General features: G+C 57.2%; 23 protein-coding genes. 7 read left to right on the top strand and 16 right to left on the bottom strand.

Annotation, left to right across the window (positions count from 1 at the left end):
* Positions 1 to 41: 41 nt before the first annotated feature.
* Genes ACXADZ_RS06475 through yajC form a run of 5 tightly spaced genes read right to left on the bottom strand, consistent with a single transcriptional unit; the run spans position 42 to position 4,105 of the window.
* Positions 42 to 395 (bottom strand): Mth938-like domain-containing protein, encoded by a 354-nt coding sequence (locus ACXADZ_RS06475; RefSeq protein ID WP_171185889.1) that lies wholly within the window; start codon positions 393 to 395, stop codon positions 42 to 44.
* Positions 396 to 407: 12 nt separating this feature from the next.
* Entirely contained in the window at positions 408 to 1,160 is a 753-nt protein-coding gene (locus tag ACXADZ_RS06470) for a sulfite exporter TauE/SafE family protein (protein WP_171668479.1), read from the bottom strand.
* A complete protein-coding gene (secF, locus tag ACXADZ_RS06465) occupies positions 1,153 to 2,121 on the bottom strand; it encodes a protein translocase subunit SecF (protein WP_475193907.1) in 969 nt (322 codons plus the stop codon). Before secF ends, ACXADZ_RS06470 begins: the two co-directional genes overlap by 8 nt.
* A gap of 1 nt (position 2,122) precedes the next feature.
* Positions 2,123 to 3,784, bottom strand: coding sequence for a protein translocase subunit SecD (secD, locus tag ACXADZ_RS06460; RefSeq protein ID WP_475193905.1), 1,662 nt, complete (start codon positions 3,782 to 3,784; stop codon positions 2,123 to 2,125).
* A 33-nt stretch (positions 3,785 to 3,817) separates the two neighbouring features.
* Positions 3,818 to 4,105 carry a preprotein translocase subunit YajC gene (yajC, locus tag ACXADZ_RS06455; RefSeq protein WP_171090782.1) on the bottom strand — a complete coding sequence of 96 codons (288 nt, stop codon included), beginning with the start codon at positions 4,103 to 4,105 and terminating at the stop codon, positions 3,818 to 3,820.
* A 201-nt stretch (positions 4,106 to 4,306) separates the two neighbouring features.
* Between yajC and ACXADZ_RS06450 the strand changes: the two genes are divergently transcribed.
* Positions 4,307 to 5,971, top strand: a complete 1,665-nt coding sequence (locus ACXADZ_RS06450) for a mechanosensitive ion channel family protein (protein WP_475193903.1) — start codon at positions 4,307 to 4,309, stop codon at positions 5,969 to 5,971.
* A 72-nt stretch (positions 5,972 to 6,043) separates the two neighbouring features.
* Entirely contained in the window at positions 6,044 to 7,336 is a 1,293-nt protein-coding gene (serS, locus tag ACXADZ_RS06445) for a serine--tRNA ligase (RefSeq protein ID WP_171185898.1), read from the top strand.
* A 55-nt stretch (positions 7,337 to 7,391) separates the two neighbouring features.
* Here serS and ACXADZ_RS06440 read toward each other — a convergent pair whose 3' ends face one another.
* From ACXADZ_RS06440 to ACXADZ_RS06420, 5 genes are all read right to left on the bottom strand, one after another.
* Complete coding sequence (locus ACXADZ_RS06440; RefSeq protein WP_475193898.1) at positions 7,392 to 8,015, bottom strand: helix-hairpin-helix domain-containing protein; 624 nt, start codon at positions 8,013 to 8,015, stop codon at positions 7,392 to 7,394.
* An 89-nt stretch (positions 8,016 to 8,104) separates the two neighbouring features.
* The gene (locus ACXADZ_RS06435; protein WP_171090790.1) at positions 8,105 to 9,088 is read right to left on the bottom strand and encodes a fatty acid desaturase; all 984 of its coding nucleotides are present in this window, start codon (positions 9,086 to 9,088) and stop codon (positions 8,105 to 8,107) included.
* 162 nt (positions 9,089 to 9,250) lie between these two features.
* Positions 9,251 to 10,714: a ribosome biogenesis GTPase Der gene (gene der / locus ACXADZ_RS06430; RefSeq protein WP_475193891.1), complete on the bottom strand. Its 1,464-nt coding sequence runs from the start codon at positions 10,712 to 10,714 to the stop codon at positions 9,251 to 9,253.
* Positions 10,715 to 10,763: 49 nt separating this feature from the next.
* The gene (locus ACXADZ_RS06425) at positions 10,764 to 12,086 is read right to left on the bottom strand and encodes a PQQ-like beta-propeller repeat protein (RefSeq protein ID WP_171668487.1); all 1,323 of its coding nucleotides are present in this window, start codon (positions 12,084 to 12,086) and stop codon (positions 10,764 to 10,766) included.
* Between the two features lie 45 nt (positions 12,087 to 12,131).
* Complete coding sequence (locus ACXADZ_RS06420) at positions 12,132 to 12,803, bottom strand: hypothetical protein (RefSeq protein WP_475193888.1); 672 nt, start codon at positions 12,801 to 12,803, stop codon at positions 12,132 to 12,134.
* A gap of 227 nt (positions 12,804 to 13,030) precedes the next feature.
* On the opposite strand from ACXADZ_RS06420, the gene ACXADZ_RS06415 reads away from it, so the two are divergent.
* Together ACXADZ_RS06415 and ACXADZ_RS06410 are read left to right on the top strand one after the other, a co-directional pair.
* Positions 13,031 to 14,257: an efflux RND transporter periplasmic adaptor subunit gene (locus ACXADZ_RS06415; protein WP_475193883.1), complete on the top strand. Its 1,227-nt coding sequence runs from the start codon at positions 13,031 to 13,033 to the stop codon at positions 14,255 to 14,257.
* Positions 14,254 to 18,042 carry an efflux RND transporter permease subunit gene (locus tag ACXADZ_RS06410; protein WP_475193880.1) on the top strand — a complete coding sequence of 1,263 codons (3,789 nt, stop codon included), beginning with the start codon at positions 14,254 to 14,256 and terminating at the stop codon, positions 18,040 to 18,042. Before ACXADZ_RS06415 ends, ACXADZ_RS06410 begins: the two co-directional genes overlap by 4 nt.
* Before the next feature lie 157 nt (positions 18,043 to 18,199).
* On the opposite strand, the gene ACXADZ_RS06405 is transcribed toward ACXADZ_RS06410, so the two are convergent.
* The 3 genes from ACXADZ_RS06405 to ACXADZ_RS06395 form a co-directional block, all read right to left on the bottom strand.
* Positions 18,200 to 18,472, bottom strand: a complete 273-nt coding sequence (locus ACXADZ_RS06405; protein ID WP_475193877.1) for a DUF2147 domain-containing protein — start codon at positions 18,470 to 18,472, stop codon at positions 18,200 to 18,202.
* Positions 18,473 to 18,541: 69 nt separating this feature from the next.
* Positions 18,542 to 20,332: an ABCB family ABC transporter ATP-binding protein/permease gene (locus ACXADZ_RS06400; protein WP_475198509.1), complete on the bottom strand. Its 1,791-nt coding sequence runs from the start codon at positions 20,330 to 20,332 to the stop codon at positions 18,542 to 18,544.
* A 92-nt stretch (positions 20,333 to 20,424) separates the two neighbouring features.
* Positions 20,425 to 21,801, bottom strand: a complete 1,377-nt coding sequence (locus ACXADZ_RS06395) for a LysM peptidoglycan-binding domain-containing protein (RefSeq protein ID WP_475193874.1) — start codon at positions 21,799 to 21,801, stop codon at positions 20,425 to 20,427.
* 127 nt (positions 21,802 to 21,928) lie between these two features.
* Between ACXADZ_RS06395 and ACXADZ_RS06390 the strand changes: the two genes are divergently transcribed.
* On the top strand, positions 21,929 to 22,480 hold the full coding sequence (locus ACXADZ_RS06390) for an LOG family protein (RefSeq protein ID WP_475193869.1): 552 nt from the start codon (positions 21,929 to 21,931) through the stop codon (positions 22,478 to 22,480).
* A gap of 42 nt (positions 22,481 to 22,522) precedes the next feature.
* Here the strand turns inward: ACXADZ_RS06390 and ACXADZ_RS06385 are convergent, their stop codons facing one another.
* The 3 genes from ACXADZ_RS06385 to ACXADZ_RS06375 all read right to left on the bottom strand — a co-directional run bounded on the left by ACXADZ_RS06385 (position 22,523) and on the right by ACXADZ_RS06375 (position 24,686).
* Entirely contained in the window at positions 22,523 to 22,984 is a 462-nt protein-coding gene (locus ACXADZ_RS06385) for a host attachment family protein (protein WP_171090811.1), read from the bottom strand.
* Between the two features lie 219 nt (positions 22,985 to 23,203).
* A complete protein-coding gene (locus ACXADZ_RS06380; protein ID WP_475193867.1) occupies positions 23,204 to 24,082 on the bottom strand; it encodes a metallophosphoesterase in 879 nt (292 codons plus the stop codon).
* A 4-nt stretch (positions 24,083 to 24,086) separates the two neighbouring features.
* On the bottom strand, positions 24,087 to 24,686 hold the full coding sequence (locus ACXADZ_RS06375) for a superoxide dismutase (protein ID WP_298381235.1): 600 nt from the start codon (positions 24,684 to 24,686) through the stop codon (positions 24,087 to 24,089).
* A 100-nt stretch (positions 24,687 to 24,786) separates the two neighbouring features.
* Here ACXADZ_RS06375 and ACXADZ_RS06370 point away from each other — a divergent pair, with 100 nt between their 5' ends.
* Entirely contained in the window at positions 24,787 to 25,545 is a 759-nt protein-coding gene (locus ACXADZ_RS06370) for an FkbM family methyltransferase (RefSeq protein WP_475193863.1), read from the top strand.
* A gap of 106 nt (positions 25,546 to 25,651) precedes the next feature.
* Positions 25,652 to 26,044 (top strand): hypothetical protein, encoded by a 393-nt coding sequence (locus ACXADZ_RS06365; protein ID WP_475193859.1) that lies wholly within the window; start codon positions 25,652 to 25,654, stop codon positions 26,042 to 26,044.
* Positions 26,045 to 26,050: the final 6 nt, after the last annotated feature.

Here is a 26,050-nt window from a genome sequence, read left to right as displayed (position 1 = left end):
CAGCGACATTGCCGAGTCCCGATGCCGAAACAGGGAGCCTGTCAAACAGGTATCAACGCAAGCGCGATCCGACGGCCTTCCGAAAGTAGCACGTTATAGGTGCGGCAGGCGGCAGGTGAGTTCATGATTTCGACACCGATTCCGGCGTTCTCCAGATCGGCACGCAGAGTTTGCGGAATGTGGGACACGTCTTTGCCAGTGCCAATAAACAGGACGTCGATATCATCGGCGAGATTCAGGAGCGATTGAACATCGTCATAGCCGCTCCAGCCCACAGGCCCTGCCGGGCCGGTCAGAACGGCACCTTCGAACACCTCTCCGCCAATACGAAAGAACCCGGGGCCGTAACCGTCCACTGGTTTTGCATCGCTAAAGGTCACTTGGTTCAGACGCATGTCGTTCCTCCGTCAATCCAGGATCGGCAGTCCGGACACCACCGCGATCAAAATGACCGAATAAGCCGCCACGCGATAGATGCGTTCCAGTTTGGGATCAAACACGGCTTTGCCGATGAGCGTGGTGATCAGATAGGGCACCCCCAGCAACAGGACAATCCACAGGATCGACAAATCTGCCGCGTCTCTGATCAGGATGTTGAAGACAATCGCAATATCCAGCAATGCTAGGAAGATGATTGTATTGGCGCGAATTTTACGCACGTTCGTTGAACTGGCCAGATAGAAGACAATGACAACCGGGCCGGTCAGGCCAGTCATCCCGCCGATGACCCCAGCGCTGCCCCCAATGGCAAGTCGACCGGGCAGGCCCAGCCGCCCTTCCCAACGCCATCCGGTTATCACAGCCAATAGGGTCAGGCCGATGATACCGCAAGCAATCCAACGCAGAATGATCGTGTCCACCTGCGCCATAATCCACAGCCCCAGCGGTACGGTAATGGCTGCCGCAATACCCAAAGTGCTGATTTCTGATTTGTCACATTCACGCCAAGCCTGCGGTGCCAGCGCACAAGTCGAAACAATACCTGTCGCTGCCATCAGAAACACCACATCTGCAATCGGTAGGAACTGAGTGGCGACCGGGACAAAGATCATCGCTGTCCCAAACCCAGTGAAGCCGCGGACAAGGCCCGCGGCTCCGATGGTCAGGATTAGCCAGTTCAGGCCCGGCAATGCCAGGGCCTGCTGTAATGCGTCAGGCATCAATGTTGGCAAACTGGTTGCCCGCCGTATTCGACGGTTTGGACCAGTCGCGCTTGACCCCCAGCCACAACAGGATTGTCGAGGCCACAAAGACCGACGAATAGGTCCCGACGATAACACCCCAGATCATCGCAAAGACGAAGCCGCGGATCACGTCTCCACCCAGCACGTAAAGTGAAATCAGCGCCAACAGAGTGGTGACCGAGGTCATGACTGTCCGGCTGAGGGTTTCGTTGATCGAGATGTTCAGAACCTCTTTGAGATCCTTTTTCTTATATTTGCGCAGGTTTTCCCGCACGCGGTCGAACACAACCACCGTGTCGTTCAGCGAATAGCCCACGATGGTAAGAAGCGCCGCGATAATCGCCAGATCGAACCGGATTTGCAGTTCCGAGAAGATGCCGATGGTCAGGATCACGTCGTGCACAAGGGCAGCCACGGCCCCCAGCGCAAATTGCCATTCGAAGCGCAGCCAGATGTAAACAAGCACCGCGCCGATAGCCAGCGCAACGGCAATAACCGCAGTCTGGATCAACTCACCAGATACCTTTGGCCCGACCGACTCCACCGAAACAAACTGAATGTCAGGCACAACGGTTTGCAGTGCGCCCTCGACGGCGGTGATCGTGGCGGCCTCAACCGCTTCGGCATCCGCCTGCGCCTGAATTCGGATCATGGCGACGTTTTCGTCCGGGCCGAAGGTGGGGTCGAAAATCTCGGTGATTGTCACATCACCCAGTTCCAAAGGCGCAATCGTGTCGCGGTAGAGCCCCACATCTATCGGCTGCGCGCTTTCCGTACGGATCGTTGTACCGCCACGGAAGTCGATACCGAAGTTCAAGCCCTGCAACATGAAAGAAGCAAACGCCACAACCATCATCAGGCCCGAAATGCCCAGCCAGATTTTCCAGCGGCTGAAGAAATCGAACGAGGTGTTCTGGGGTACGAGTTTCAGTCTCATGTCAAACCTCGATCATTTTCGGACGGCGGCGTTCGAACCACATGACAACCATCAGGCGCGTCACGAAGATCGCGGTAAAGACTGAGGTCAAAATGCCCAGCCCCAGCGTAATCGCAAAGCCGCGCACCGGACCACTGCCCATGGCAAACAGGATGGTTGCAGTGATGAATGTGGTGACGTTGGCGTCCAAAATGGCCGACAGCGCCTTTTCATAACCCAGCTCAATAGCCCGCGCCGGGCCTTTGGCAGACTTCAGTTCCTCTCGGATCCGCTCAAAGATCAGCACATTGGCATCCACCGCCATACCGACTGTCAGAACGATGCCAGCGATACCCGGAAGGGTCAGCGTGGCTCCGATCAGGGACAGCAACCCGAACAGCAGGCCCACGTTGATGATCAGGGCGATGTTAGCAAAGATGCCAAACAGCCCATAGCTGAGGCCCATGAAAACCAGCACAGCCGCAAAGGCCACGATGGTGGCAACTTTACCTGCATCAATACTGTCTTGCCCCAATTCGGGACCAATGGTGCGCTCTTCCAGGAACTCCAGCCCGGCAGGCAACGCGCCCGCCCTAAGCAGGATGGCCAGGTTGGTGCTTTCCTCAACGCTGAAGTTGCCGGTGATGATACCAGACCCGCCCGGGATATGGCTTTGGATCACAGGGGCGGAAATCACCTCGTCATCCAGCACAATGGCAAAAGGCGCGCCGATATTGTCGCGAGTATAGTCGCCAAACTTGCGCGCACCCGAGGTATTGAACCGGAAGCTGACCGCAGGGCGTCCATTCTGATCAAACGAAGGCTGTGCATCCACCAGTTCCTCACCCGTCACGACCGGAGCGGATTCAATGGTGTAAAACACGCCGTTTTCGTCAATCGAAGGCACAACCTCTTCACCGATCCCGACAGAGGCGTCCGGGTCGCTTCCACGCCCAGCGACAGGATTAAAGGTCAACTGAGCCGTAGTTCCGATGATTTCCTTAAGCTCTCCGGCACTGCCGATGCCCGGCACCTGGATCAGGATACGATCCGACCCCTGGCGCTGAATGGTGGGTTCGCGTGTACCCACCTCGTCAATCCGGCGGCGGATGATTTCAAGCGACTGACGCACGGTCCGGTCGTCCGACGCCAGCTTTTCCGCATCGGACAGTTGAACCACAATAGTGTCGCCGTCTGCGCGGGCCTCAATATCCGTGGCTCCGACACCGGTCAGGGTTTGCACCTGACGGGCCAGTCCGCGCACCACTTCCAGCGCGCGGGACATCCCTTCGGGCTGGCTGATCCGCACTCGAATCTCATCCGGGGCCGAGTCCTGGCGGCGGATTGTGCCAACCGTCGCCCGTTCGTCACGCAGGGCATCCCGGATTTCGGGCCACATGGCCTCCATCCGGGATTCGTAAACGTCCTGCACCCGGACTTCAGCCAAAAGATGCGCCCCGCCGCGCAAATCCAGACCCAAATTAACCAGAGATGACGGCAGCCATGTGGGCCATTCCGCCGCCTGAGCTTGCATCTCGGGCGTGTCGTTGCCCAACTCGATGGCAACTTTTGCGTCGTTGGATTGTTCGACCCGCGTATAGAACGCGTTTGGCAGGGCCATGAGCAAGCCGGTCACGCAGACCAGCCAGATCAGAACCCGCTTCCAGGTATCAATTTGCAGCATTACCCTGCCTTTTCAAGGGATTGTCGCGCGAACTTACTTCGCAGGTTCGGTCTTGTTCAGAACCTGAGCGATCGTCGACTTGACCACGCGGATCTTGACGCCCTCGGCGATCTCGACCTCGATCTCGTTCTCACCTTCCTTGACCTTGGAGACTTTGCCAATCACCCCACCCTGAGTAATCACCTGATCACCCCGGCGCACGGCTTCGACCATGGCCTGGTGTTCTTTCATTTTCTTCTGCTGCGGACGGATCAGCAGGAAATACATGATCGCGAAAATCAGGATCAGCGGGAGAAACTGGGCGATTGCGCCACCTTCCATGGGATATTCCTTTGTTCAGATCTTGCGGTACCGTTCCGCAAATTTGGCCGGAACCTATGCTTTGAAATGCCTGTTTGCAAGCAAAGGCGGTCATGTGTCCCACCTTAAACCGTCCAAGCCGCGACAACCGCAGACAAAGCGTTGCAGATATGTCCTATGCAGGTGCCCCTAATTGGCTATAGTCAGGTCTTAGGGGGGACAATGAGAGTTCGTTACAAGCCTTTCCAATCGTTGACGCTTTTGCTGTCCTTGCTGACCATTATTTTGTGGTTGGCAGCGCCACTAAAGGCTCAGGAAACACCTGCTGAAATAGCCGAGCCCGAGTCGGAAGAAACAGACAGTTTCAAAGCGCCGGTCATCGTGGACGGCGACATGTTGTTTTTCCTGCGCGGTTCCAGCGCCCTACCCGCGCCAGAGCGTGCAGAAAGCGTTCAAAACAAGATCATTGAGGTGGCCGAATCCTCGGAAAACCCTGCGGTTGATATCTCTTTCGAAGACACCGATTTGGGTATACGTATCCGTGCCGACGGCGTGATCGTTTCAATTGTGACTGTCGCAGATGCAGAGTTGGACCAGATGGAGCTGGATGTTCTCAGCTTCCTTCATGGTCAGGCGATCGAAGAAGCCATCCTCAACTATCGTTCTAATCGCACAGAGCAGGCACGCGTGTCAGGTGCGATTGAGGCCGCGGGATGGACCTTAGGATTTGTCGTCTTTGTGCTGGTTATACTGTGGCTGCACCGGCGGATCAGACGGCGCACTCTGAAGTTGGTAAAGCGGTATTTGAAGGACGTAGAAACCGCCACCGCGAAAAGCGTTCAAGCAGAGGCAATCGCCGCCCTGGTCCGGTACGGACTGAACTTCGTTTTGCTGGTGATCTTCTTTCTGGGTTTCTACTACTATCTATCCTTTGTGCTGTTGGCTTTTGCCGAAACACGCTATTTCGCGCAGCTTCTTCTTACTTACCTGACAGAACCTGTCCTTCTGATCTTCAAAGGCATCCTCAGCTACATACCCAACATGATTATGCTGGGCCTGATCACATGGGTCACGATGTACGTAATCAAAGGGATGCGCGTGTTCTTCGATGCGGTTGAAGCGGGCTCGTTCGATATGGGCGATTTCGAGAAACACTGGGTCAACCCGACATTCAATATCGCCCGTGTCATCGTGATTCTGATCGCGCTGGTTTTTGCTGTCCCCTACATCCCCGGCTCGGACTCGGCGGCGTTTCAGGGGCTGACCATTCTGGTCGGTGCAATGCTGTCGCTGGGCGCTAACTCGGTCGTGTCCAACATGCTGGCGGGATTGTTCGTAATTTACCGAAGATCCACCTCAATCGGCGACCGGATCCAGATCGGAGATCACATCGGAGACGTGGTGCAGATCAAACTCATGGAAACGCATTTGAAGTCGATCAAGAACGAATTGATCTCGATTCCAAATGCGCAACTGATGAATTCAGACGTAGTGAATTTTTCAAAGAAGACCGATGGCAGCGGGCTGTTGCTGCACACAACGGTCGGCATCGGGTATGAAGAGCCGCCCGAAAAGGTCGAGGCGATGCTGATCGAGGCTGCCAATCGCACAAAAGGCATCAAGGCCAAGCCCGAACCATTCGTGTTGTGGACCGCGCTGGCCGACTACGCGATCAACTATCAGATCAACGGCTACACAACGCGCGGCAGTATCATTCCGAAAATCCGCTCGGACCTGCATCGCAACATTGTGGCCGTATTCAACGAGAATAACGTGCAGATCATGACGCCGTCTTACATGGCCGACCCGCCGGAACCAAAGATCCCGACAGAAGAATGGGATGGGCACTTGGCGCATGAAATCCACGACGGGGACGGTAAGTCGTAACCAGTGCTACACCCTGCCCGACAGATGGTGCATAAGCGTTTTCAGTGATTCACGCATTTAAGGATCTGAGACATGCACGACATCCGCGCCATTCGCGAAAACCCTGCCGCCTTCGACGCCGCCCTTGCGCGCCGTGGGGACGCGCCGGTGTCGTCAGACCTGCTGCGGCTGGACGAAAGTCGCCGGGCCAAGATTCTGGCCGCCGAGACCGCGCAGGCTGAGCAAAACAAAGCCAGCAAAGAGGTCGGTGCAGCCAAAGGTCGCGGTGACGAGGCAGAGTTCGAACGCCTTCGCGCGCTTGTCGCCCAGAAGAAGGCCGAGATCGCCCAGATGCAGACCGAGGCAAAGGATCTCGACGCGCTGCTGACCGATCAACTGGCCCGCATCGCCAATCTGCCTGCCGATGACGCGCCTCAAGGTGCGGATGAGGACGACAATGTCGAGGTGAATCGTTGGGGCACCCCGCGCACGTTCGCCTTTGCCCCGAAAGAGCATTTCGAAATCCCAGCCGTTGCCGCCGCGATGGATTTTGAAACGGCCGCCAAGACCAGCGGCAGCCGCTTTGTTAACCTGTCAAAGGGCGTCGCGCGCATCCATCGCGCGCTGGCTCAGTTCATGCTGGATACTCATATCGACAAGAACGGGCTGACCGAGATGCAGACCCCGGTTTTGGTTCGCGATGAGGCGATGTACGGGACAGACAAGCTGCCAAAATTCGGTGATGACAGCTATCAGACAACCAACGGCTGGTGGCTTATCCCGACGTCTGAGGTGACACTGACCTATTCGGTCGCAGGTGACATTCTGGATGAAGCTGCCCTGCCCATCCGCATGACGGCGCACACAGCTTGCTTTCGCTCCGAAGCCGGTAGCGCGGGCAAGGACACGTCAGGCATGCTGCGTCAGCACCAGTTCGAAAAGGTTGAAATGGTCTCGGTCACGCATCCCGACAAGTCGGATGACGAACAAAAGCGCATGCTGCGCTGCGCCGAGGACCTGCTGGAGCAATTGGGCATTCCCTACCGCACCGTTGTTCTTTGCACCGGAGATATGGGTTTTGGTGCACGCCGTACATTCGACATCGAAGCATGGCTGCCCGGTCAGAACACGTATCGTGAGATCAGCTCGGTCTCGACCACCGGAGCGTTTCAGGCACGCCGCATGAACGCCCGATTCCGTCCCGAAGGTGGTGGAAAACCGGAATACGTTCATACGCTGAACGGCTCGGGTCTGGCCGTTGGGCGCTGCCTGATTGCTGTGTTGGAAAACGGCCAGAACGCGGACGGCAGTGTAACCCTTCCGCAAGCTCTCAGCCCTTATCTGGGTGGCAAACTGACGCTGCAACTGGACGGCACATTGGCATAAGAAAACCGACGCCCCATAAGGCGTCGGTCGCATATGATGAAAAGGCGGAGAAGACTTATTTCTTCGCCTTTTTCTTATCCTTTTTCTTGTCTTTCTGCTTACCGTCTTTTTTGTCGCCCTTTTTCCCGGCGTCTTTCTTTTTGTCGTCCTTCTTGGACTTCTTGCCCTTTTTGGACTTGGCTTTCACCTTGTCCTTGGCCTTGGAAAACGCGGCTTCCATTTCGGCACGCTTCTTGGCGGCTTTTTCAGCCTTGGCTTTGGCCTTGGCCTTTTTGCGGGCTTTAGCCTCGGCGGCTTCAGCGGCTGCTTTTTCTTCTGCTGCCTTCTTCGCCGCCTCTTCGGCGCGTTTCTCGGCGGCGGCGGCTGCAACGGTCTTGCGGGCGGCCGGGCGTCGTACCGCAGGCTTACGCGCCGCAGGTTTTTGATCAGCAGGTTTACGACCCGGAGCCCGGCGCGCAGCGGGTTTCGTGGGTGCGGGTTTAGCGGCAGCGGTTTTTGAAGAAGTAGCCTCTTTTGCAGCAGCTATGAGCACCGCAGCACGCGCCAGACCAATCCGGGGAACCTTGACCAGATCTTCGGGCTTGGCCTTGGCAATCGCCTCGGCTGTCTTAAAGCCGTTGGTGGACAAAGCCGTGGCAAGCGCTTCGCCCACACCTTTAACATCGGTCACTGCGGTCATTCCGGATCCTTTCTCTTTCTCCCTGCATTAACGTATATACACAAGATATACGCCACTTCAAGCCGCGGGTCCAAACCGCGCGACTCTGTTCAACTATGGGCCAAGTCCGCCGTACGCCCTTTCTTTGGGAACGGCACCAAACGTTTGGCGTCCTCATCCCAAAGCTTGAGGTTCAGCGCTGCGACCGCCTCGGGGAACTTGATCCGACGCGGAGTATACTCGGGTGGCAAATTGTAATGGCAGGCACGCAGACGATAAGATGGAATGCGTGCGTTGAAATGGTGAATGTCGTGCAAGGTGATGCAGGCCACTGCGGTGTCGAACCACCAGCCAAAATCCAATGCGGAAGAGCCTTGCAGCGCCGCAAGTTGCGGATCCAGATCCGGGCGACGATCCCAGTACGTGTCCTCGAAGTTGTGCTGAAGATAGACAAGGAACACACCCAGCATCCCACCCAGAAGTGAGAAAACAAGCCAGACCAGAATGCCGGTACTGCCGGCAATCAAATAAAGCAGCCCCAGAAAAACAACGATCGAAAGATTGTGCAGCAACACGCCTTTCAATCCGAACCGCATGGTGTTCTTGGGCCAGCGATACCGGATGAAATAGGTGAACAATGCCCCCACCGGCACCAGGACAAACGGGTTGCGATAAAGCCGATAGAAAAGGCGTTTGCTCCAATCGGCCTCGTTCCATTCGCGCAGGGTCATTGTGTGAATTTCGCCGGTCTCGCGATGTTCAAGATTGCCGATCCCCGCGTGGTGCAGATTGTGGTTCTGCTTCATCACCTCAAATGGGGCAAAGGTAAACGGTGACAACCCATGCCCCGCCCATTCATTCTGCTGTCGCGTCTCGAACAGCGAATGATGGCCGCAATCATGTTGCAACACATAAAGCCGCACCGCCGAGAAGGCAAAGACCACACCCGCAGGAACCATAACATACCAGCGATCCACATATCCGATCGCCAGCGCCAGCGATGCAAAATACACCGCGAAAGTTCCAAAATAGCTCAGCGCTGCAAGCCTGTTGTCCTGAACAGCGTATTGCCGCGTATATTCCCTCAGATCCATCCAGCCCTCTCCCACGATGGCCTGTTAAATTTGAACTAAAAATATGACCTGGTTGAACAGGTGCAAGCCGCGCACACAAAAACAAATGCACGCAAGCGAATGCTAGCGTGCCGAAAAGGCGCTGTCACGTCTTTGCGCCGAAAATGCTGAAAATTGGCGCAGTTACGCGCGCCCCTTTAGATGCTTGGCCAGCGCGCCTGCGTTTTTCTTGCGGCGTCCTTTGTAAGGATTCTTGTCCCCCTGCCCGCGCAGGGTCAAACGAATTGGGGTGCCCGGCATGTCGAAATCTTCACGCAATCCGTTGACTAGATAGCGTGTGTAGCTGGCTGGCATCTTGTCGGGGTGCGAGCACATCACAACAAAGCCCGGCGGGCGCGTTTTGGCCTGCGTCATGTAGCGCAGCTTGATCCGACGTCCTTGTGGCGCTGGAGGCGGGTGCTGCTCCAACATCGCAGTCAGCCAGCGGTTCAGTGCAGCGGTCGGCACCCGGCGGTTCCAAATGTCATGGGCACGCAGGATCGCTGCGCGCAGTCTTTCGAGGCCTCGGCCAGTCTTGGCAGACACAGTGATCAAAGGCGCGCCGCGCAATTGCGGCAGCAGACGGTCAAAAAACTCTTTGAGTTCGCGCAGTTTTTCCTGCTTGTTTTCTTCAACGTCCCATTTGTTGACTGCAACGACAACGGCCCGGCCCTCGCGCTCGGCCAGATCGGCGATGCGCAGGTCCTGTTGCTCAAACGGAATGGCCGCGTCCAGCAAGACCACGACAACCTCGGCGAATTTCACGGCGCGCAAACCGTCCGAGACCGACAGCTTTTCCAGCTTTTCCTGCACCTTCGCCTTTTTACGCATCCCCGCTGTATCGAAAATACGCATAGGCGTGCTTTCGCCATCCGGATCGGCCCAATCAATCCGCAGACTGATCGCATCGCGGGTGATCCCTGCCTCGGGTCCAGTCAGCAGGCGATCTTCACCGATGATCTTGTTGATCAACGTCGACTTCCCCGCATTCGGCCGCCCGACGACAGCCACTTGCAACGGCTTGGCAGAGGTGATCAGAGGCGTTTCACCCTCGCCCTCTTCATCCAGTTCAATATCGGTTTCCGGGGCTTCTTCGGCCTGTGTTTCTTCGGCCGCATCTGCCAGAGGCATAAGCTGGGCGTAAAGGTCCGTCATGCCCTCGCCGTGTTCGCCAGACAGGCGCACGGGTTCACCCAGACCCAGATTATAAGCTTCCAGAACCCCCGCGTCCGCAGCAGAACCTTCGGCTTTGTTGGCCGCCAAGATCACATGCTTCGAGCGCTTGCGAAGAATCTCGGCGAACATCTCGTCCGTTGGGGTCAGCCCTGTGCGCGCATCGATCATGAACAGGCACACATCGGCCATGTCCACCGCGCGTTCGGTCAGGCGGCGCATCCGCCCCTGAAGGCTGTCATCGGTTGCGTCCTCAAGACCCGCCGTGTCGATCACGGTAAAGCGCAGATCGCCCAGACGCCCTTCGCCTTCGCGCAGGTCGCGTGTCACGCCGGGTTGGTCGTCTACCAAGGCCAGGCGTTTGCCCACTAGGCGATTGAACAGAGTGGATTTGCCCACATTCGGGCGCCCCACGATGGCGAGGGTCAGCGACATGATACTCAACTTTCAAGACTCAAGATGCGCCCTTTAACGCATCTTTCCGTCAACGGAAAGCGTGTAGATCACCCTTGGTCGAAACGACATACAATGTTTGACCCGCTACGACCGGCGCTGTCGTCGCGCCTCCGGGTACTTCGACCTGATGAACCAGCGTTCCGTCGACCGGATTGAAGAACCGCAGATATCCGTCATTGGATGCTATCACAATACGGCCACCGGCGAGGATCGGACCGTAATGCGCAAAGATCGGGCCACGACGACCACGTTTGTCTTTCACAAAGCCCGGAAGATCCTGCGCCCAGACAACCGAGCCATCTGCCGCGTTCAGACGCACCAACTGGCTGCGGTCGCTGATCAAGAAAATGCTGTTGCCAGCAGGCCATACGGCGTCCACGGCCCCTTCGTCAGCTGTCCAACGGCGTTCGCCCGTTGCAACATCAAAAGCGACAGTCCGGCCCGAATGGTTACCGATATAGATCGTGTCCCCGGACACCATAGGACCACCGGTCACATCAACGATTTGCGCGGCGGCCCGTCCTCGGCGCCCACCGGCAACCGATGCGTTCCAACGGCGAATGCCACCCCGACGGAACGTGGCGGCAACGTCGCCTGAACCAAAAGCAAATACCGCCAAATCCGAGGCGATCACAGGCGCAGGTGCACCAAGCACATTACCCACGCTGGGCGTGCTTTCGATTTGCCAGGCGATACGGCCATCCTTGGTTGCGATGGTCCATCCGGTTTCATCCCCGGCCACCAAATAGAGCAGACCGTCGTTGACAAGCGGTGCACCGCTTCCGGTGGCTTGCAAACGTTTCTGCCACCGAACAGCACCAGTTTTTGCGTCAAGCGCAGTCAGGCGACCATAGCCGGACGAAACGTACAGAACGCCGTCGGCATAGGCCATGCCACCGCCCGTCGCATCGGAATCCCCGTCACTTGAGGGGATCAAATCCGTCTCCCAGGCAACCTGACCCTGAGGCGTTACGGCTGAAACAATTGCTCCGGCATCCAGCGTATAGATCAACCCTCCCGCCACAACTGGCTCGGCGGTGATGCGTTGCTTGCGCGAGTCACCTTGACCGATCGAAGTGGACCAGATCCGCTGCGGCGTCGCGCGCAGTGCCGCATTTGTTGTACGGTACGCGGGCGTTCCCGGACTTTGCGACCAGCTGGCATTCGCCTGCTGTGATGGAAGGCTGATCGGCTGAGAGCCGCTTTTTTCGACTGTCTCCAAATCCGACAGCGGCCGGATGTCTTCGCGCTCTCCGGGGAGAATGGCCTCGGGTTCTTCACAGGCGGCCAATGCGGTCAAAGCCAGCGCCGCGACCGGCAGTCCCACGCGGGAGAATAGTCTAGTTACCATGATATTCCGAACTCGCCTGTCAAAATGTCTTTATTCACCGCCCGATCAGCCTTGTTGCGCCACCAGCGGTTCTGGTTCGCCGCCCAGCGCCACAATCAGTTGCGCTGCACGCTGTTGCAGGTCAATTCCAACCTCGGCATCCTGCCGCAGCGCCTGCAAACGATCCAGCGCCGCCTCGACATTGCCCTCGGACACGTCGATCAGCGCCAGTTGCTCTTCCGCAAGCAGACGCAGCGGGGCGCCCGGTGCCGCAAGCGCTTCGAACTGCTGTCGACGGTCTGCCGCGGGCAAGATGTCGCTTTGCAGCAATAAGGCTTTGAAGCTTGCGATGGCACGGTAGATCTCGGGCAGATCGCCCTGAACCGCAATTGCATTCAGGCTGTTGACCGCATCTTCGCGCGATCCGGCGTCAATCTGCGCGGTTGCAAGCAACATGTTCAATACGGCGTCACCGCCGGGCGATACCGTCTCAATGCTCTGCAACTCAGAGGCCCGCCCATCGGAACCATTCTGGGTCAGAGCAGCAAGAATTGAGTCGCCCAGATCCTGCGCCTGTGCCGCGTCCCGGGATTTGCGATATTCATTAAAGGCCGCACCACCGACGATCAGCACAACGGCAACCACACCGACCCAGCCCCAGCGGCGCAACAGCAGATACATCCGGTCGCGGCGTACCTCTTCCGTGACCTCATCAATGAAACTGTCTGTGTCGCTCATTCCCTGCCCCCTGGGCTGTATATCTTGTCTTGGTGCGCCATGTCATACCCCGGCACCAACGCCAAGCCAAGGGTCCGAATTTGTACATTTTCACCCTCAGGCATCACTCTTGCGAAAAAAAGTGAACCAAACTATTCAGTTCAGTGTAGAAAAGACATAGGCAAAGCCCCATTTCAAGGCATGAACGTTTCGTGTTCTTGGGCAAAGAATTCTAGGAGAATCCCCGTATGCGTTTGATTTCATTCATCAACGCCATTCTGGTCATTGTTGCTTTGTATTTTCTTGTGTTCGAGCGTGATGCGCTGTTTGCCTTCGCCGGACGTGGTGAGGGCGAAGAAACCGCGCAAAGTGAAGCCGCGGCAACCGAGACTTCTGAAATCGCGGCGGTGGGTGTTGTCGCCCTGCGTTCGCAGGCCCGCGAGATCGACAGCGCGGTCTTGTTGCGCGGTCAGACCAAAGCAAACCGGCAGGTCGAGGTTCTGTCGGAAACAACGTCGACCGTGATCTCTGAACCCAAGCGCAAAGGTGCTTTTGTCGAAGCCGGGTACATTCTGTGTGAACTTGATCCCGGCACGCGCCCCGCCCAACTGGCCGAAGCCATGGCAGGCAAGCTTGAGGCCGAAAGCCGTATTCCCGAAGCCGAAGCCCGCCTGCAAGAAGCCCATGCGCTGGTGGCCGAGGCCGAGATCAATCTGACCGCGTCACGCAAATTGGCGGAAACCGGCTTTGCGTCGGAAACCCGCAGGATTTCCAGCGAAGCGGCGATGAGCACCGCCAAGGCCGGGGTGAAGTCGGCAGAGGCCGGTTTGGAAGCCACCCGTGCCGGGATTGAAGCCGCAGCCGCAGCCGTTGAGGCCGCACAGCGCGAGGCCGGTCGCGTGATAATCACCTCGCCTTTCAAGGGCCTGCTGGAAAGCGACACCGCAGAACTGGGCAGCCTGATGCAGCCCGGATCGCTCTGCGCGACGGTCATTCAGCTGGATCCGATCAAGTTGGTGGGCTTTGTGCCCGAGACCGAGGTCAACCGCGTGGTTGTCGGTTCCGAAGCATCCGCGACGTTGGTCACCGGGCGGCAACTTAATGGGCGGGTGACGTTCTTAAGCCGTTCGGCCGATGAGACAACGCGGACATTCGAAGTAGAGATCACTGTCCCCAACCCGGATCTGACCATCCGAGACGGCCAGACCGCAACCATTCAAATCGCCGCCGAAGGGGCCAAGGCGCATCTGCTGCCGCAGTCCGCGCTGACGCTTAGCAATGAGGGTCAATTGGGGGTTCGCACGGTAGGCGCAGGCAACATTGTCGACTTCAAGCCCGTCCAAATTCTGCGCGACACTGCAGAAGGTGTATGGATCGGCGGGCTGCCGGAAACGACTGACATCATCGTTGTCGGGCAAGAGTTTGTGACCCGCGGCGTCACTGTGAAACCCACCTATCGGGAAGCCTCACAATGACGGGTGTTGTCGCATGGGCCGCGCATCGAGCCCGCATGGTCCTGGCGTTTATCGCCATCTCGCTGGTTATTGGCGGGTTTGCCTATGTCTCATTGCCGAAAGAGGGTGAGCCGGATATTGAAATCCCTGCCCTGTTCGTCTCGGTACAGTTTCCCGGCATTTCAGCGGAAGACTCCGAAAATCTTCTGATCAAGCCGATGGAGACCGAACTGGCGGATCTCGATGGCCTCAAGGAAATGACGTCGACCGCCGCCGAAGGCTATGCGGGGGTCGCGCTGGAGTTTGATTTCGGCTGGGACAAAACCGCGATCATGGCCGACGTCCGCGACGCGATGAATTCGGCGCAGGCGGATTTTCCTGAAGGCGCGGAACAGTATTCGCTGACCGAGATCAACTTTTCAGAATTCCCCATCGTCATTGTTAACCTGACCGGCGCAGTTCCTGAACGCACAATGGCGCGCGTTGCCAAAGACTTGCAGGACGAGCTTGAGGCACTGGATTCGGTACTTGAGGCTGGCATAGCAGGTAATCGCGACGAGATGCTCGAGGTTGTCATCGATCCCTTACGGCTTGAGGCATACAACGTCACCGCAGATGAGCTGATCAATGTGGTTCGGAACAACAACCAGTTGATTGCAGCAGGTGAAGTTGAAACCGCGCAAGGCACGTTCTCGGTCAAGATTCCGTCGTCGTTCAAAACCGCGCAGGACGTGTATGGCTTGCCGATCAAGGTCAATGGCGACCGGGTCGTGACTCTGGGTGAGTTGGCGCAGATCAATTATACCTTCGAAGACCGCGCCGGCACGGCCCGGTTCAACGGTGAACCAACTGTTGCCCTGCAAGTGGTAAAACGTAAGGGCTTCAACCTGATCGATACCGTTGCTCAGGTCAAAGAGACCATCGAGCAAGCCAAAACAAAGTGGCCACCTGAACTTCAGGCCGCCGTCGATCTGGGCACGTCCAACGACCAGAGCCGCATCGTGGGTTCAATGGTCAGCCAGTTGGAAGGCTCGGTTCTGACCGCGATTGCACTGGTGATGATCGTGGTGCTGGCCTCGCTGGGCACGCGGGCTGCACTGTTGGTGGGTTTCGCGATCCCCACCTCATTCCTTCTGTGTTTTGCTTTCCTGGCGGTCATGGGCGTCAGCATTTCGAACATCGTGATGTTCGGTCTTATTCTGGCGGTCGGTATGCTGGTGGACGGTGCCATCGTCGTCGTGGAATATGCCGATAAACGCATCAAGCAGGGCGTCGGACCGATGCACGCCTATGTTGAGGCGGCGCAGCGCATGTTCTGGCCCATCGTGTCGTCGACTGCGACAACGCTTTGCGCCTTCTTGCCCATGCTGTTCTGGCCCGGCGTACCGGGTGAGTTCATGGGAATGCTGCCCGTTACTCTGATCTTTGTTCTGTCGGCGTCGCTGATCGTGGCGCTGATTTACCTGCCGGTCATGGGCGGTGTGTCAGGGCGGCTAAGCCGCGTCTTCGACCGCTCGTCGATCTGGTTGCGCGCGCGTACGCCCTGGTGGCTACGGGCTGTGCTGGTGCCTCCTTCGCTGTACATGATCTTTCTGGGCGCGATGCAGACCCTGAACCCGGATTACCTGCTACCCGGCGGTTCAATCGCTGGTGCGCTTCTGTTCCTGTTCGGGGCCTTTGCAGGATCCGTGACCCTGAGCGCGGCCAGGATCGAACGCAAAGTGGAAGAGCGCGTTCACACAGCCGATGAACACACCCCATTTGGCCATGTGGTCAAGTTCCTCGTTGGCAATCCGATCATGCCCATCGTGTCATTGGCCGCAGTGTTCTTTGCCGTCTACACCGTTGCCTTCGTCTGGTTCCCGCAGGAATCCAGAGGCGTCGAATTTTTCGTGGAAAGCGAACCGGAACAAGCCACAGCCTATGTCCGCGCGCGGGGGAACATCTCGCTTGCGGAAAAAGATGGCATGGTCTTAGCGGCAGAAGATGTGATCGCCGCCCACCCGGCCGTGATCAACGTGTTCTCGTTCGCGGGCGAAGGCGGTCTGAACCAGAACAACGGGGGCGCTCAGGAACCTGCCGACACAGTGGGTCGTGTTCAGTTCGAGATTATCCCTTGGGAAGACCGACCCAACGTCTCGGAATCTGTTCTGTGGGGCCTGTTTGATCGTCACTTTGTTGCGCCTGAATTTGACGGCGACTTCGTCATTGATGAACTCAACGCGCAACTGGCGGAGATCCCCGGCATCGTTGTCGAGATCCTGCCATTGGAACAAGGCCCGGCCTCGGCCAAGCCCGTGCATTTACGTATCAAGGGTGACGGGTGGGAGGATCTGACCTCGGCGACGCTCAACGCGCGCGAGGTGTTCGACACCACGCCAGGGTTGATCAAGATCGAAGACACTCTGCCCTTGCCCGGCATCGACTGGCAAATCGATGTGGATGTCGCCAAGGCCGGTCGGTTCGGAGCTGACGTGGCCACGGTTGGGGCCATGGTGCAGTTGGTGACACGCGGCATTCTGCTGGGCGAGATGCGCCCGGACAGTAATGATGAAGAGATTGAAATTCGCGTACGCCTGCCCGAAGAAGATCGCGTGCTATCAACTTTGGACACGCTCAAGGTTCGTACCCCGGACGGTTTGGTGCCACTGTCGAACTTCGTGAGCCGTAAGCCCGTGGCCAAACTGGCCGAGATCAACCGGGTGGATCAGCAGCGGTACTACGACGTCAAAGCAGATGTCGAACCAGGTTTGAGCAAGGTTACGACCGAAGGCCCCGATGGCGAACTTATCCGTCTTGCCGTAGTCCGGGAAATTGTCGAAGGTTACACCCCGACTGGCACGGTCCTCAACAGCGGGGGCGGCAAATCCTACGAGTTGGTTCAATTGACCGGCGCCGATAGCGTGGATCAACTCATCAGCACGGTTGAGGGCGGAGACGCACAGTTTGCGCTGATCAACCCAAATGAACGGATTGCGGTTCTGACCGAATGGCTTGAAACGGGTCCGTTTTCCAATTCGATCAGTTGGGAATGGACCGGCGATCAGGAAGAACAGGCAGAATCAGGCGCTTTCCTGGTAAACGCCTTCATGGGCGCGCTGGGGCTCATGTTCGTGATCCTGCTGGCCCAGTTCAATTCGTTCTACAATTCAGTGCTGGTGCTGTTGGCGGTTGTTCTGTCCACCACCGGGGTTCTGATCGGCATGATCGTGATGGAACAGCCGTTCTCGATTATCATGACAGGTACAGGCATCGTGGCTTTGGCAGGGATCGTGGTGAACAACAACATCGTTCTGATCGATACCTATCAAGAATACAGCACGTACATGCCCCGGATCGAGGCGATCATTCGAACCGCAGAATCGCGCATTCGTCCGGTTCTGCTGACCACCCTCACGACAATGGCAGGTCTGACGCCGATGATGTTCGGACTGTCGCTGGACTTTATCAATGGCGGCTATTCCATCGACAGCCCCACTGCCCTGTGGTGGAAGCAGTTGGCGACGGCGGTGGTCTTTGGTCTGGGTATTGCCACTGTTCTGACCCTGATCGTGACGCCATCGCTTCTGGCGTTGCGGGTTTGGGTGACGACCTATGCGGTGTGGCTCAGTCGTTTGCTGGCGCGCGTGACCGCTGGCAGGTCTAGCCAGATTGCGCAAGATATGGCGATTGGCCGCTCTGCCCGCCAAATGCAGGCAACCGAGATTGTGTGGGAGGATGAAACGCAATCAGGAGGGCCGGAACAGGACAGCGGATCGGATCGACCTGATCACCCGTCGGGACCGCCGCTGAAGGCCGCTGAATAATCAAGAGGACCGGAGTTTCCGGTCCTTTTCTATTTGGCTGAGCTCACAGACGAGACCATGTCTGATGCGCGCAAATCTCATGCTCGCACCCTTTGACCAACAACTTGTCACCCTGCAAAGTCATTTGCGGCACAGCATCCACGTTAATCAGAGGAACTCAGAACTCTCCGCCGCCGTATTTTCCGTCACCTTCGCTGGCAACATCCCAGAACAGCTTTTTACCTATGTTTGGCGTTTGGACTTCTTTGCCCGAGGCGTCATAGGCCGAAAGGATCTGGCCGCAGAATTTATCTCCACAAGCCGAGATTTTGATGTGTGAGGTCAGGTTCTTTCGATCCGGCTCGGTCTTCCAGATCCCAACGATGGGATCCGCTGCAACGGCAACAGGAAGACAAAACGCAATCAAAATCGGCAGCAGCCGTTTTTTCATTCTGGCAATCATGGCAGCCACCTTTTTCACTCATCGCAGCCTATCACATATCGCGATGTTCAAAGAGCCTTAGGCCGCTTCACCGTCTGATTGCTGGCGGTTCCACAGTTGAGCGTACCGACCCGACCTTGCCAATAGTTGATCATGCGTACCCTGTTCGATGATCTCTCCGGCCTCCAGAACCACAATCTGATCGGCCTCGGCGATGGTGCTCAGACGATGTGCGATGGTGATCACCGTCCGCCCTTCACCCGCGCGGGCCAGGGCATCTTTGATGTCCTGCTCAGTATCCGTATCCAGCGCCGAGGTCGCCTCGTCCAGCAGCAGGATCGGTGGGTTCTTCAGCAAGGTACGTGCAATTCCGACACGTTGCTTTTCACCACCCGAAAGCTTCAGGCCACGCTCGCCCACCTTGGTGTCATACCCTTCGGGCAGTGAGGAAATGAAGTCGTGAATCTGTGCCGCCTTGGCCGCTGCTTCAACCTCGTCCATGGAGGCACCGTCGCGGCCGTAGGCAATATTGTAGCGGATCGTGTCGTTGAACAGCACCGTGTCTTGCGGCACGACACCGATGGCGGCATGCAGGCTGGTCTGGGTCACGTCGCGAATGTCCTGACCATCGATCTTCAGCGCCCCTTTGGTCACGTCGTAGAACCGGAATAAGAGCCGCCCGATGGTCGATTTGCCCGACCCTGTCGCCCCCACAATGGCCACGGTTTTTCCAGCCGGGACAGTCAGGGACACGCCCTTGAGGATTTCACGCTCGGGATCATAGCCAAAATGCACGTCCTCAAGCGTGACTTCGCCGCCGTTTACCTTCAGGTTCGGCGCGCAGGCCTTGTCTGTGACTTCGGCGGGTTGTTCAAGCAGGTCGAACATTTGCCCCATATCGACCAAGGATTGCCGGATTTCCCGATAGACCGTACCAAGAAAGTTCAGCGGCACGGTAATCTGGATCATGTAGGCGTTGACCATGACAAAATCGCCCACAGTTAGGTTGCCGTTCTGTACCCCGATTGCGGCCAGAACCATCACACCAATCAGGCCGCAGGTGATCAGGAAGGATTGTCCGAAGTTCAGAAATGCCAATGAATAGGCCGTCTTCAGCGCAGCCGCTGCATAGGCCTTCATCGACACGTCGTACCGTTCAGCCTCGCGGGTTTCGGCGTTGAAATACTTGACGGTTTCAAAGTTTAGCAAGCTGTCGATGGCGCGCTGGTTGGCCTCGGTGTCCTGATCGTTCATCTCACGCCGCAGCTTCACGCGCCATTCGGTCACGGCAAAAGTAAACCAGATGTACAGACCAATGGTGACGGCAACGACAACCAGGTACCAGACATTGAACAGCCACATCAGGATGATGGCGACCAGCAGCAGCTCCAGAATAAGCGGCCCGATCGAGAACAGCAGGAACCGCAGCAGGAACTCAACCCCTTTGACGCCCCGTTCGATGATACGGCTCAGCCCGCCAGTGCGACGCGTCACGTGATAGCGCATCGATAGGTTGTGGATGTGTTGAAACGTCTCAAGCGCCAGCGCCCTTAAGGCGCGTTGTCCGACGGGGGCAAAGGCGGCATCCCGCAATTGCTGAAAGCCTACCGTCATCATTCGCGCCACGCCGTACGCCACAGTCAATCCAACTGCGCCCAGCGCCAATGGCGGCACACCCTCACCTGCCAGCGCGTCAACAGCGCCCTTGTACAGAATGGGCGTATAAACTGCGATCAGCTTGGCAAGAACAAGCATACCCATGGCGATGACAACGCGACGCTTTACCCACGGTTCGTCGTCGGGCCAGAGATAAGGGGCAACCTTGCGGATCGTCCGCCAGCCCGAGCTGCGTTCGTCATCCGACACCATGTCATCTGAAGTCCTAGGAGATGTGCGTCTCATCACGTGCCTTATCTGCGGTCAGAGTTAGACCTCTGCCCATAAAAGGCCAGAAGGGCTGATTATTCCGGGATTGTAAAGATTTGCCCGGGATAGATCAGATCCGGATCGCGGATCAAGTCACGATTGGCTTCGAACAGCCGCACATATAAGACCCCGTCGCCAAATCGATCACGTGAGATGGCCCATAGCGTATCGCCCTGCTGCACCGTGACAGACCGGATTGCAGGGGTCGCTTGAGGCGTATCTGCCTGAGCCGTGCCCGTTGCAGCCTGAAGAACGTCAAGTGGTTCGCGTTTGAACGGAGTTTCGACCCGGCTAAGGACCGTCCCATCCGTGTTTACCGCATCTACCCGAAGCGTGTAGACACCAGGATCAATGCCTTCCAGATCGCTGCGCCAGGATCCATCTTGTTCCGGGGCAAGATCCGCGACCAGACGGTTGTTCAAGTACAGCCGAATGGCGGCCCCATCCTGAACCCGCCCTGTCAACTGTACGTTGCCGGTGTCAGAATAGCCGATCGTGTCCAGGGCGACCTGCTCGGGCGGTGTGTCGCGTACGACTGGAGGCTGGACAAGTTCAACACCCTCTTCCCCTGATCGCAGCACCGCAACCTTTTGGTCCTGCTCGGGCGTTTCGGCGGGCAGATCAGCGGTTTCTACTGTCTCAGCCTCGGGTTCTGAAGTTTCAGGTTCCGCAACCTGTGCTGTGGTATTCGTGTCGGACTCGGTTTCATCAACCTGTGCGACCTGTTCTTCGTTCGACGTGCTCGGCTCCGGTTCGGGCGTTGCCTCGGCAACAGGTTCTTCTTCAATTGGCTTGGGCAAGGCGGCAATCAGATAATCGTCGGATCGCGTTGCTTGCGCCCCGTCCGTGCTTTGCAACACAAGTCCCTGCGCCGTGTCGCTGAAGGGGATCGTCACAAATTCAGCAAACTGACCGCTGCCATCCACGGTGAAGGAATGTGCGACTTCGCCGTTCAGCAGAACCTCTATCCGACTGCCGGGTTCTGCATCGCCCGACAACAGCGCAGTTCCGTCTGTTTCAACAAAAATCTGATCAAGGACCGGAGGCGCGGCTGGCGTGTGCGTAGTTTCTTCCTCTGCAGCCTCAGTCGTCTCGGCTTCTACCGGCGCCTCAACCCGCTCAACCGTATCTTCCTCTGGTGAAGATGTCTCTTCTGGCTTCTCAACCTCCGGCTCGGTTGGTTCAGAGCCTGCTGCCTCTTCTGTCACCTCAGCCTTGTCCGGCGCCGGTTCTGACGGTTTCGAAACAACAGGTGCAGAAGCTGTTTCTTGCGGCGCACTCTCCTCAGGTTCTGGCGCAGTGGTGAAGACACCCGAAAGATACAGGCCCCCCGCACCCAATACCGCAACTAGACCCGCAATCACCCCCCAGATGAAATTGCCCGAGCTTCCGTTTCCCGACTTGGCGTCCATTCTTTTCCTTTCGCGCCGCCGCACAAAAGCTTTACGTTGAAAAGCTTTCCGACGGACAGTTGAGGCAATCTATCAATCCCGCTATCACGGGTCAAAACCTCTGACACAACCCCGGAGCCCTTGTTTGATGTCTCAGAAATCAGTCTGTGTGTATTGCGGGTCACGCAATGGTGCCGAGAAGTCTTATTCTGAAACCGCGCGGCAGTTCGGCACGCTGCTGGCACAGGAAGGCTGGCGGCTGGTTTATGGCGCCGGGGATGTGGGATTGATGGGCGAAGTGGCCCGTGCCGCGCAAAATGCCGGTGGTGAAACCTTTGGCGTCATTCCGGTGCATTTAGTTCAGCGCGAGGTCGGAAAAACCGATCTGACCCATTTCGTGATCACCGAGACGATGCACGAGCGCAAGAAGGTCATGATCATGAACGCCGACGCGGTGGTCGTTCTGCCCGGAGGGCCGGGCTCATTGGATGAATTGTTCGAAGCCCTCACTTGGCGTCAGTTGGGACTGCACGACAAGCCCATCGTCGTGGTGAACGTGAATGGCTATTGGGATACGCTGCAGACGCTGCTGGGTCAGGTGATCGGACAAGGCTTTGCCGACGCGTCGCTGGCAGATTTCATCACATGGGTACAAGATGCAGATGCGGCCATGGTCGCCTTGCGGAACAAGCTGAACTGACACCAGAAACGGTGCGGGCGGCAAAACCGCCCGACTTGTTGATCAGGCCAGCCGGGCCTTGGGCTGCAGGCTGTGGCGCACAACCTGCTCGACCTTGTGCAATGGGTGATTGGTCAGTGTCTTGTTGACCTCGGCCACGACCTTACCCAGCACTTCGCTGTGCAAACGGCGGCGCAGCAGGCCCAGAACATGAGGGCTGGCGACCAAAACCAAGCGGTCATAAGCGCCTTTCAGCCCTTTGCGATTTAACAAATTCGCCAGATCCTGCACAAACAGGGACTTTGCATGGGTCTTCCACGTTGGGTCCTCTAAGGCCGATTTCTGCTTTGGCCCGCCATCGTTCCGGCGACCGGCGCGGTCAGTCGGCTTTGAGGCTGGGTTGTCCTGTTCCTCGACAGCGACGACGACAAGATTGGGATCGTCAGCATCGGTGATATTCTCCATCACCAGCGCTTTCTCTCCATCTGCAACAATAACCCAAGTTCCCTGTGTAAGTGCGACCATTGCGATCTCCTGTTAAGGTTGTTCTCTGGGTATCCCTCGACCTGCCGGGCTTACGGGTTCGTTGACGCACCAGCGGTGCGCAGCCCGGTCGTTGTTTGAATTGGTGTGCGGTTCTCTCCCTCCGCCCTACAAAGATGTGCATTGCAGAACGGCAAACAAGATGCGGTTGTGCCGAAAAGAAACCCGTCGGCGGGTTTTCACCGGCGGATCATCATTCCTTTAGGCCGACATCTCTACGACGGTGATTTCGGGCGTCACGCCCAACCGAACTGGCAAGATGGAACATCCGATCCCCCCCGACACCACCAGATCACGCGCACCTTCGCGCACATGGCCATAAGCGAACCGGTTGCCAAACTTCGACGGCACCACGGGCGACCACCCAAACAGGCGCACTTGGCCGCCATGTGTATGCCCCGAAAGGGTCAAGGCCACCCGGTCTGGCACCTTAGGGAAAACATCCGGTTCATGCGCCATCATCACAACCGGGGAATCGTCGGTGATCTGCGCCAAAGTTCCTTCCAGATCGTCCAGCCCTTTTGGTTTACCGTTGCGCCAGATCGCCAGTTGATCCTCAAGCCCTGCCAGCCAGATGCCGGGGGCTTCAAGTTTCACGGCGGTGTTAGACAAAACCGAAATGCCGTTCTGTTCCAGAATCTCGGTATAGCGATTGGGTCCTGCCCCACGGCGCTGTGCTGGCTTGTCATCCCACCAGTCGTGATTGCCCAGCACGGCAAAGACACCGTTCTTTGCCTCTAGCCCCGCCAATACAGGTGCCAGATCCTGCATCTCGACGGTTTCAGAGACCCCTTTGTGGCTTGCGAAGAAATCGCCCAGCAGCAGGACAACATCAGGTGCCAGCGCGTTTGTACGGCGCACAACCTGCCTTATGCGATCCAGACCAACATAGGGTTCGCCCACGTGCAAATCGGACAGCACCGCAATCCTGAGAGGTGATGCGGTCCAATCGTCCCGACGCACGCGCCATTTGCGCACGCGCAGCCGCACTGCGGGTTCGATGAAAAACCCGTAGGCTGACGTGACAAGACCTGCCAGCGTCACCGCCAGCAGGCCCTTTATAAACCGACGTCGGTTCAACTCATTACATCCGCGATGCGACGTTTTCCCAGTTCACCAGATTGTCGAGGAAGTTCGACAGGTATGCCGGGCGCTTGTTGCGGAAGTCGATGTAGTACGAGTGCTCCCACACGTCGCAACCCAGCAGTGCGGTTTGACCGAAGCACAGCGGGTTCACGCCATTCTCGGTCTTGGTCACGGCCAGCGATCCGTCGGCGTTCTTGACCAGCCAGGCCCAGCCCGAACCGAACTGACCGGCACCAGCCGCGCTGAACTGCGATTTGAATTCGTCAACCGAGCCAAAGCTTTCGGTCAGCGCTTTTTCCAGTTCACCGGGCATCGCGCCCGCGCCGGGGCCCATCATTTCCCAGAACTGGTTGTGGTTCCACAGCTGGCTGATGTTGTTGAAGATACCGTTTTGCGCCACTGCGTTTGCGTCATAGGTGCCAACGATGATCTCTTCCAGCGACTTGCCGTCCCATTCGGTGCCGGCGATCAGCTTGTTGCCATTGTCGACATAGGCTTTGTGGTGCAGATCGTGGTGATATTCCAGTGTTTCCGCGGACATACCCTTGGCTGCCAGCGCGTCATGTGCATAAGGAAGATCAGGAAGTTCAAAAGCCATGTCGGCCCCCTGTTAAATTAAAGTTGCGGTTCCCAACGGTTAAATGCTGTGGCAGCCGCCGCAGGTCAAGGGGCGAGACGATAAAACCCGGAGGTCCGCGATGCTGACACAGGCGCGCAAGATGTTTTACCGCGCCCGCGGATACTATGCAGGCACCCTGAACGGCGAGCCCTTTCGCTTGGACCCCTATCATTCAAAATTCTGGCGCAAAGCGTCTACTGGCGCTTGGGAGCAGGAGACCTTTGCGGTTCTGGATCAGTTCCTTTCCCAAGATCGCGATTATCTGGACATCGGGGCTTGGATCGGTCCCACCGTCCTTTATGGCGCACGAAAAGCACGGCATGTGTGGTGCTTCGAACCCGACCCCACCGCGTACCGGCATCTGGCCTGGAACCTGGATCTGAATGACGTTCACAATGTCTCGGCCTTTGGCGTCGCCCTGTCGGACCAGTTTGGCGTGGCCCGCATGGCGTCCGTTCGGGGCGAGCCGGGGGATTCCACAAGTTCGCTTCTGCATGACGGGGCGCATGGCTCTGACGCGTTGACCATCGCCTGGGATCAGTTCGCGTCTATAAATGATCTGTCCGGCGTGTCGTTGGTTAAGATGGATATCGAGGGCGCAGAGTTCTTTGTCTTACCAACCCTCGCCCCGTGGCTCAGAGAACATCGCCCTGCCCTGTTTTTGTCGCTACACGCTCCTTTGCTGCCCGAGGCTGAAAGACGCGACCGGGTGGCCGGTTTGTTGGAGGCGCTGGATTTTTACCCCTCTCTCTCGGATGACAAGATGCAACCGCTGAAAACGGCGGAGCTTTTGAACCCGGAGGGGTTAAACCGGTATCGTACAATCCTTTTACAATAAAGAAACACCGGGGCCGGTATTCTACAAACTTCAACGAATTGACCTTGCATCTTCTGGATGTGTTGGGTTGTTTGCACTCATCCGAAACCAAAAATAACTGGATGAAATGAAAAGATTTTTATTGACGATTGCCGCGCTTGCATTTGCACAAACCGCAGCGGCCGAAACCGTTACTTATGTATGTAAGATGACAAAACAGGACGCCCACGGCTGGATCGCGCCAGAGTATGGGTTCAAGATTGATACAGCCCAAGCGTCGGCACAGGCAGCCAGCTCTTACCAGGAATGGGAGGCGGCACAATTTAAAGATCGAGGCGCGAAAGGCTATCGTGTTGTCTGGAACCTAGATCAAACCATGGCCGCAGGCGGAAACGTTCGTGTTCGCTATCAGGCCAACCTCAAACCTTCTGATAAGTCCGTTACTGTGCGCATGGCCTTTTTGCATGGTAACTTTGCGAACAAGCCATATGGTGTTGGCACTTGTAGTGTCCAATGCTGAGAAAAG

Source organism: Ruegeria sp. ABM4_193, from assembly GCF_056158705.1.
Note: the sequence above shows the minus strand (reverse complement) of the source record. Positions and strands in the feature narration are given on the sequence as shown.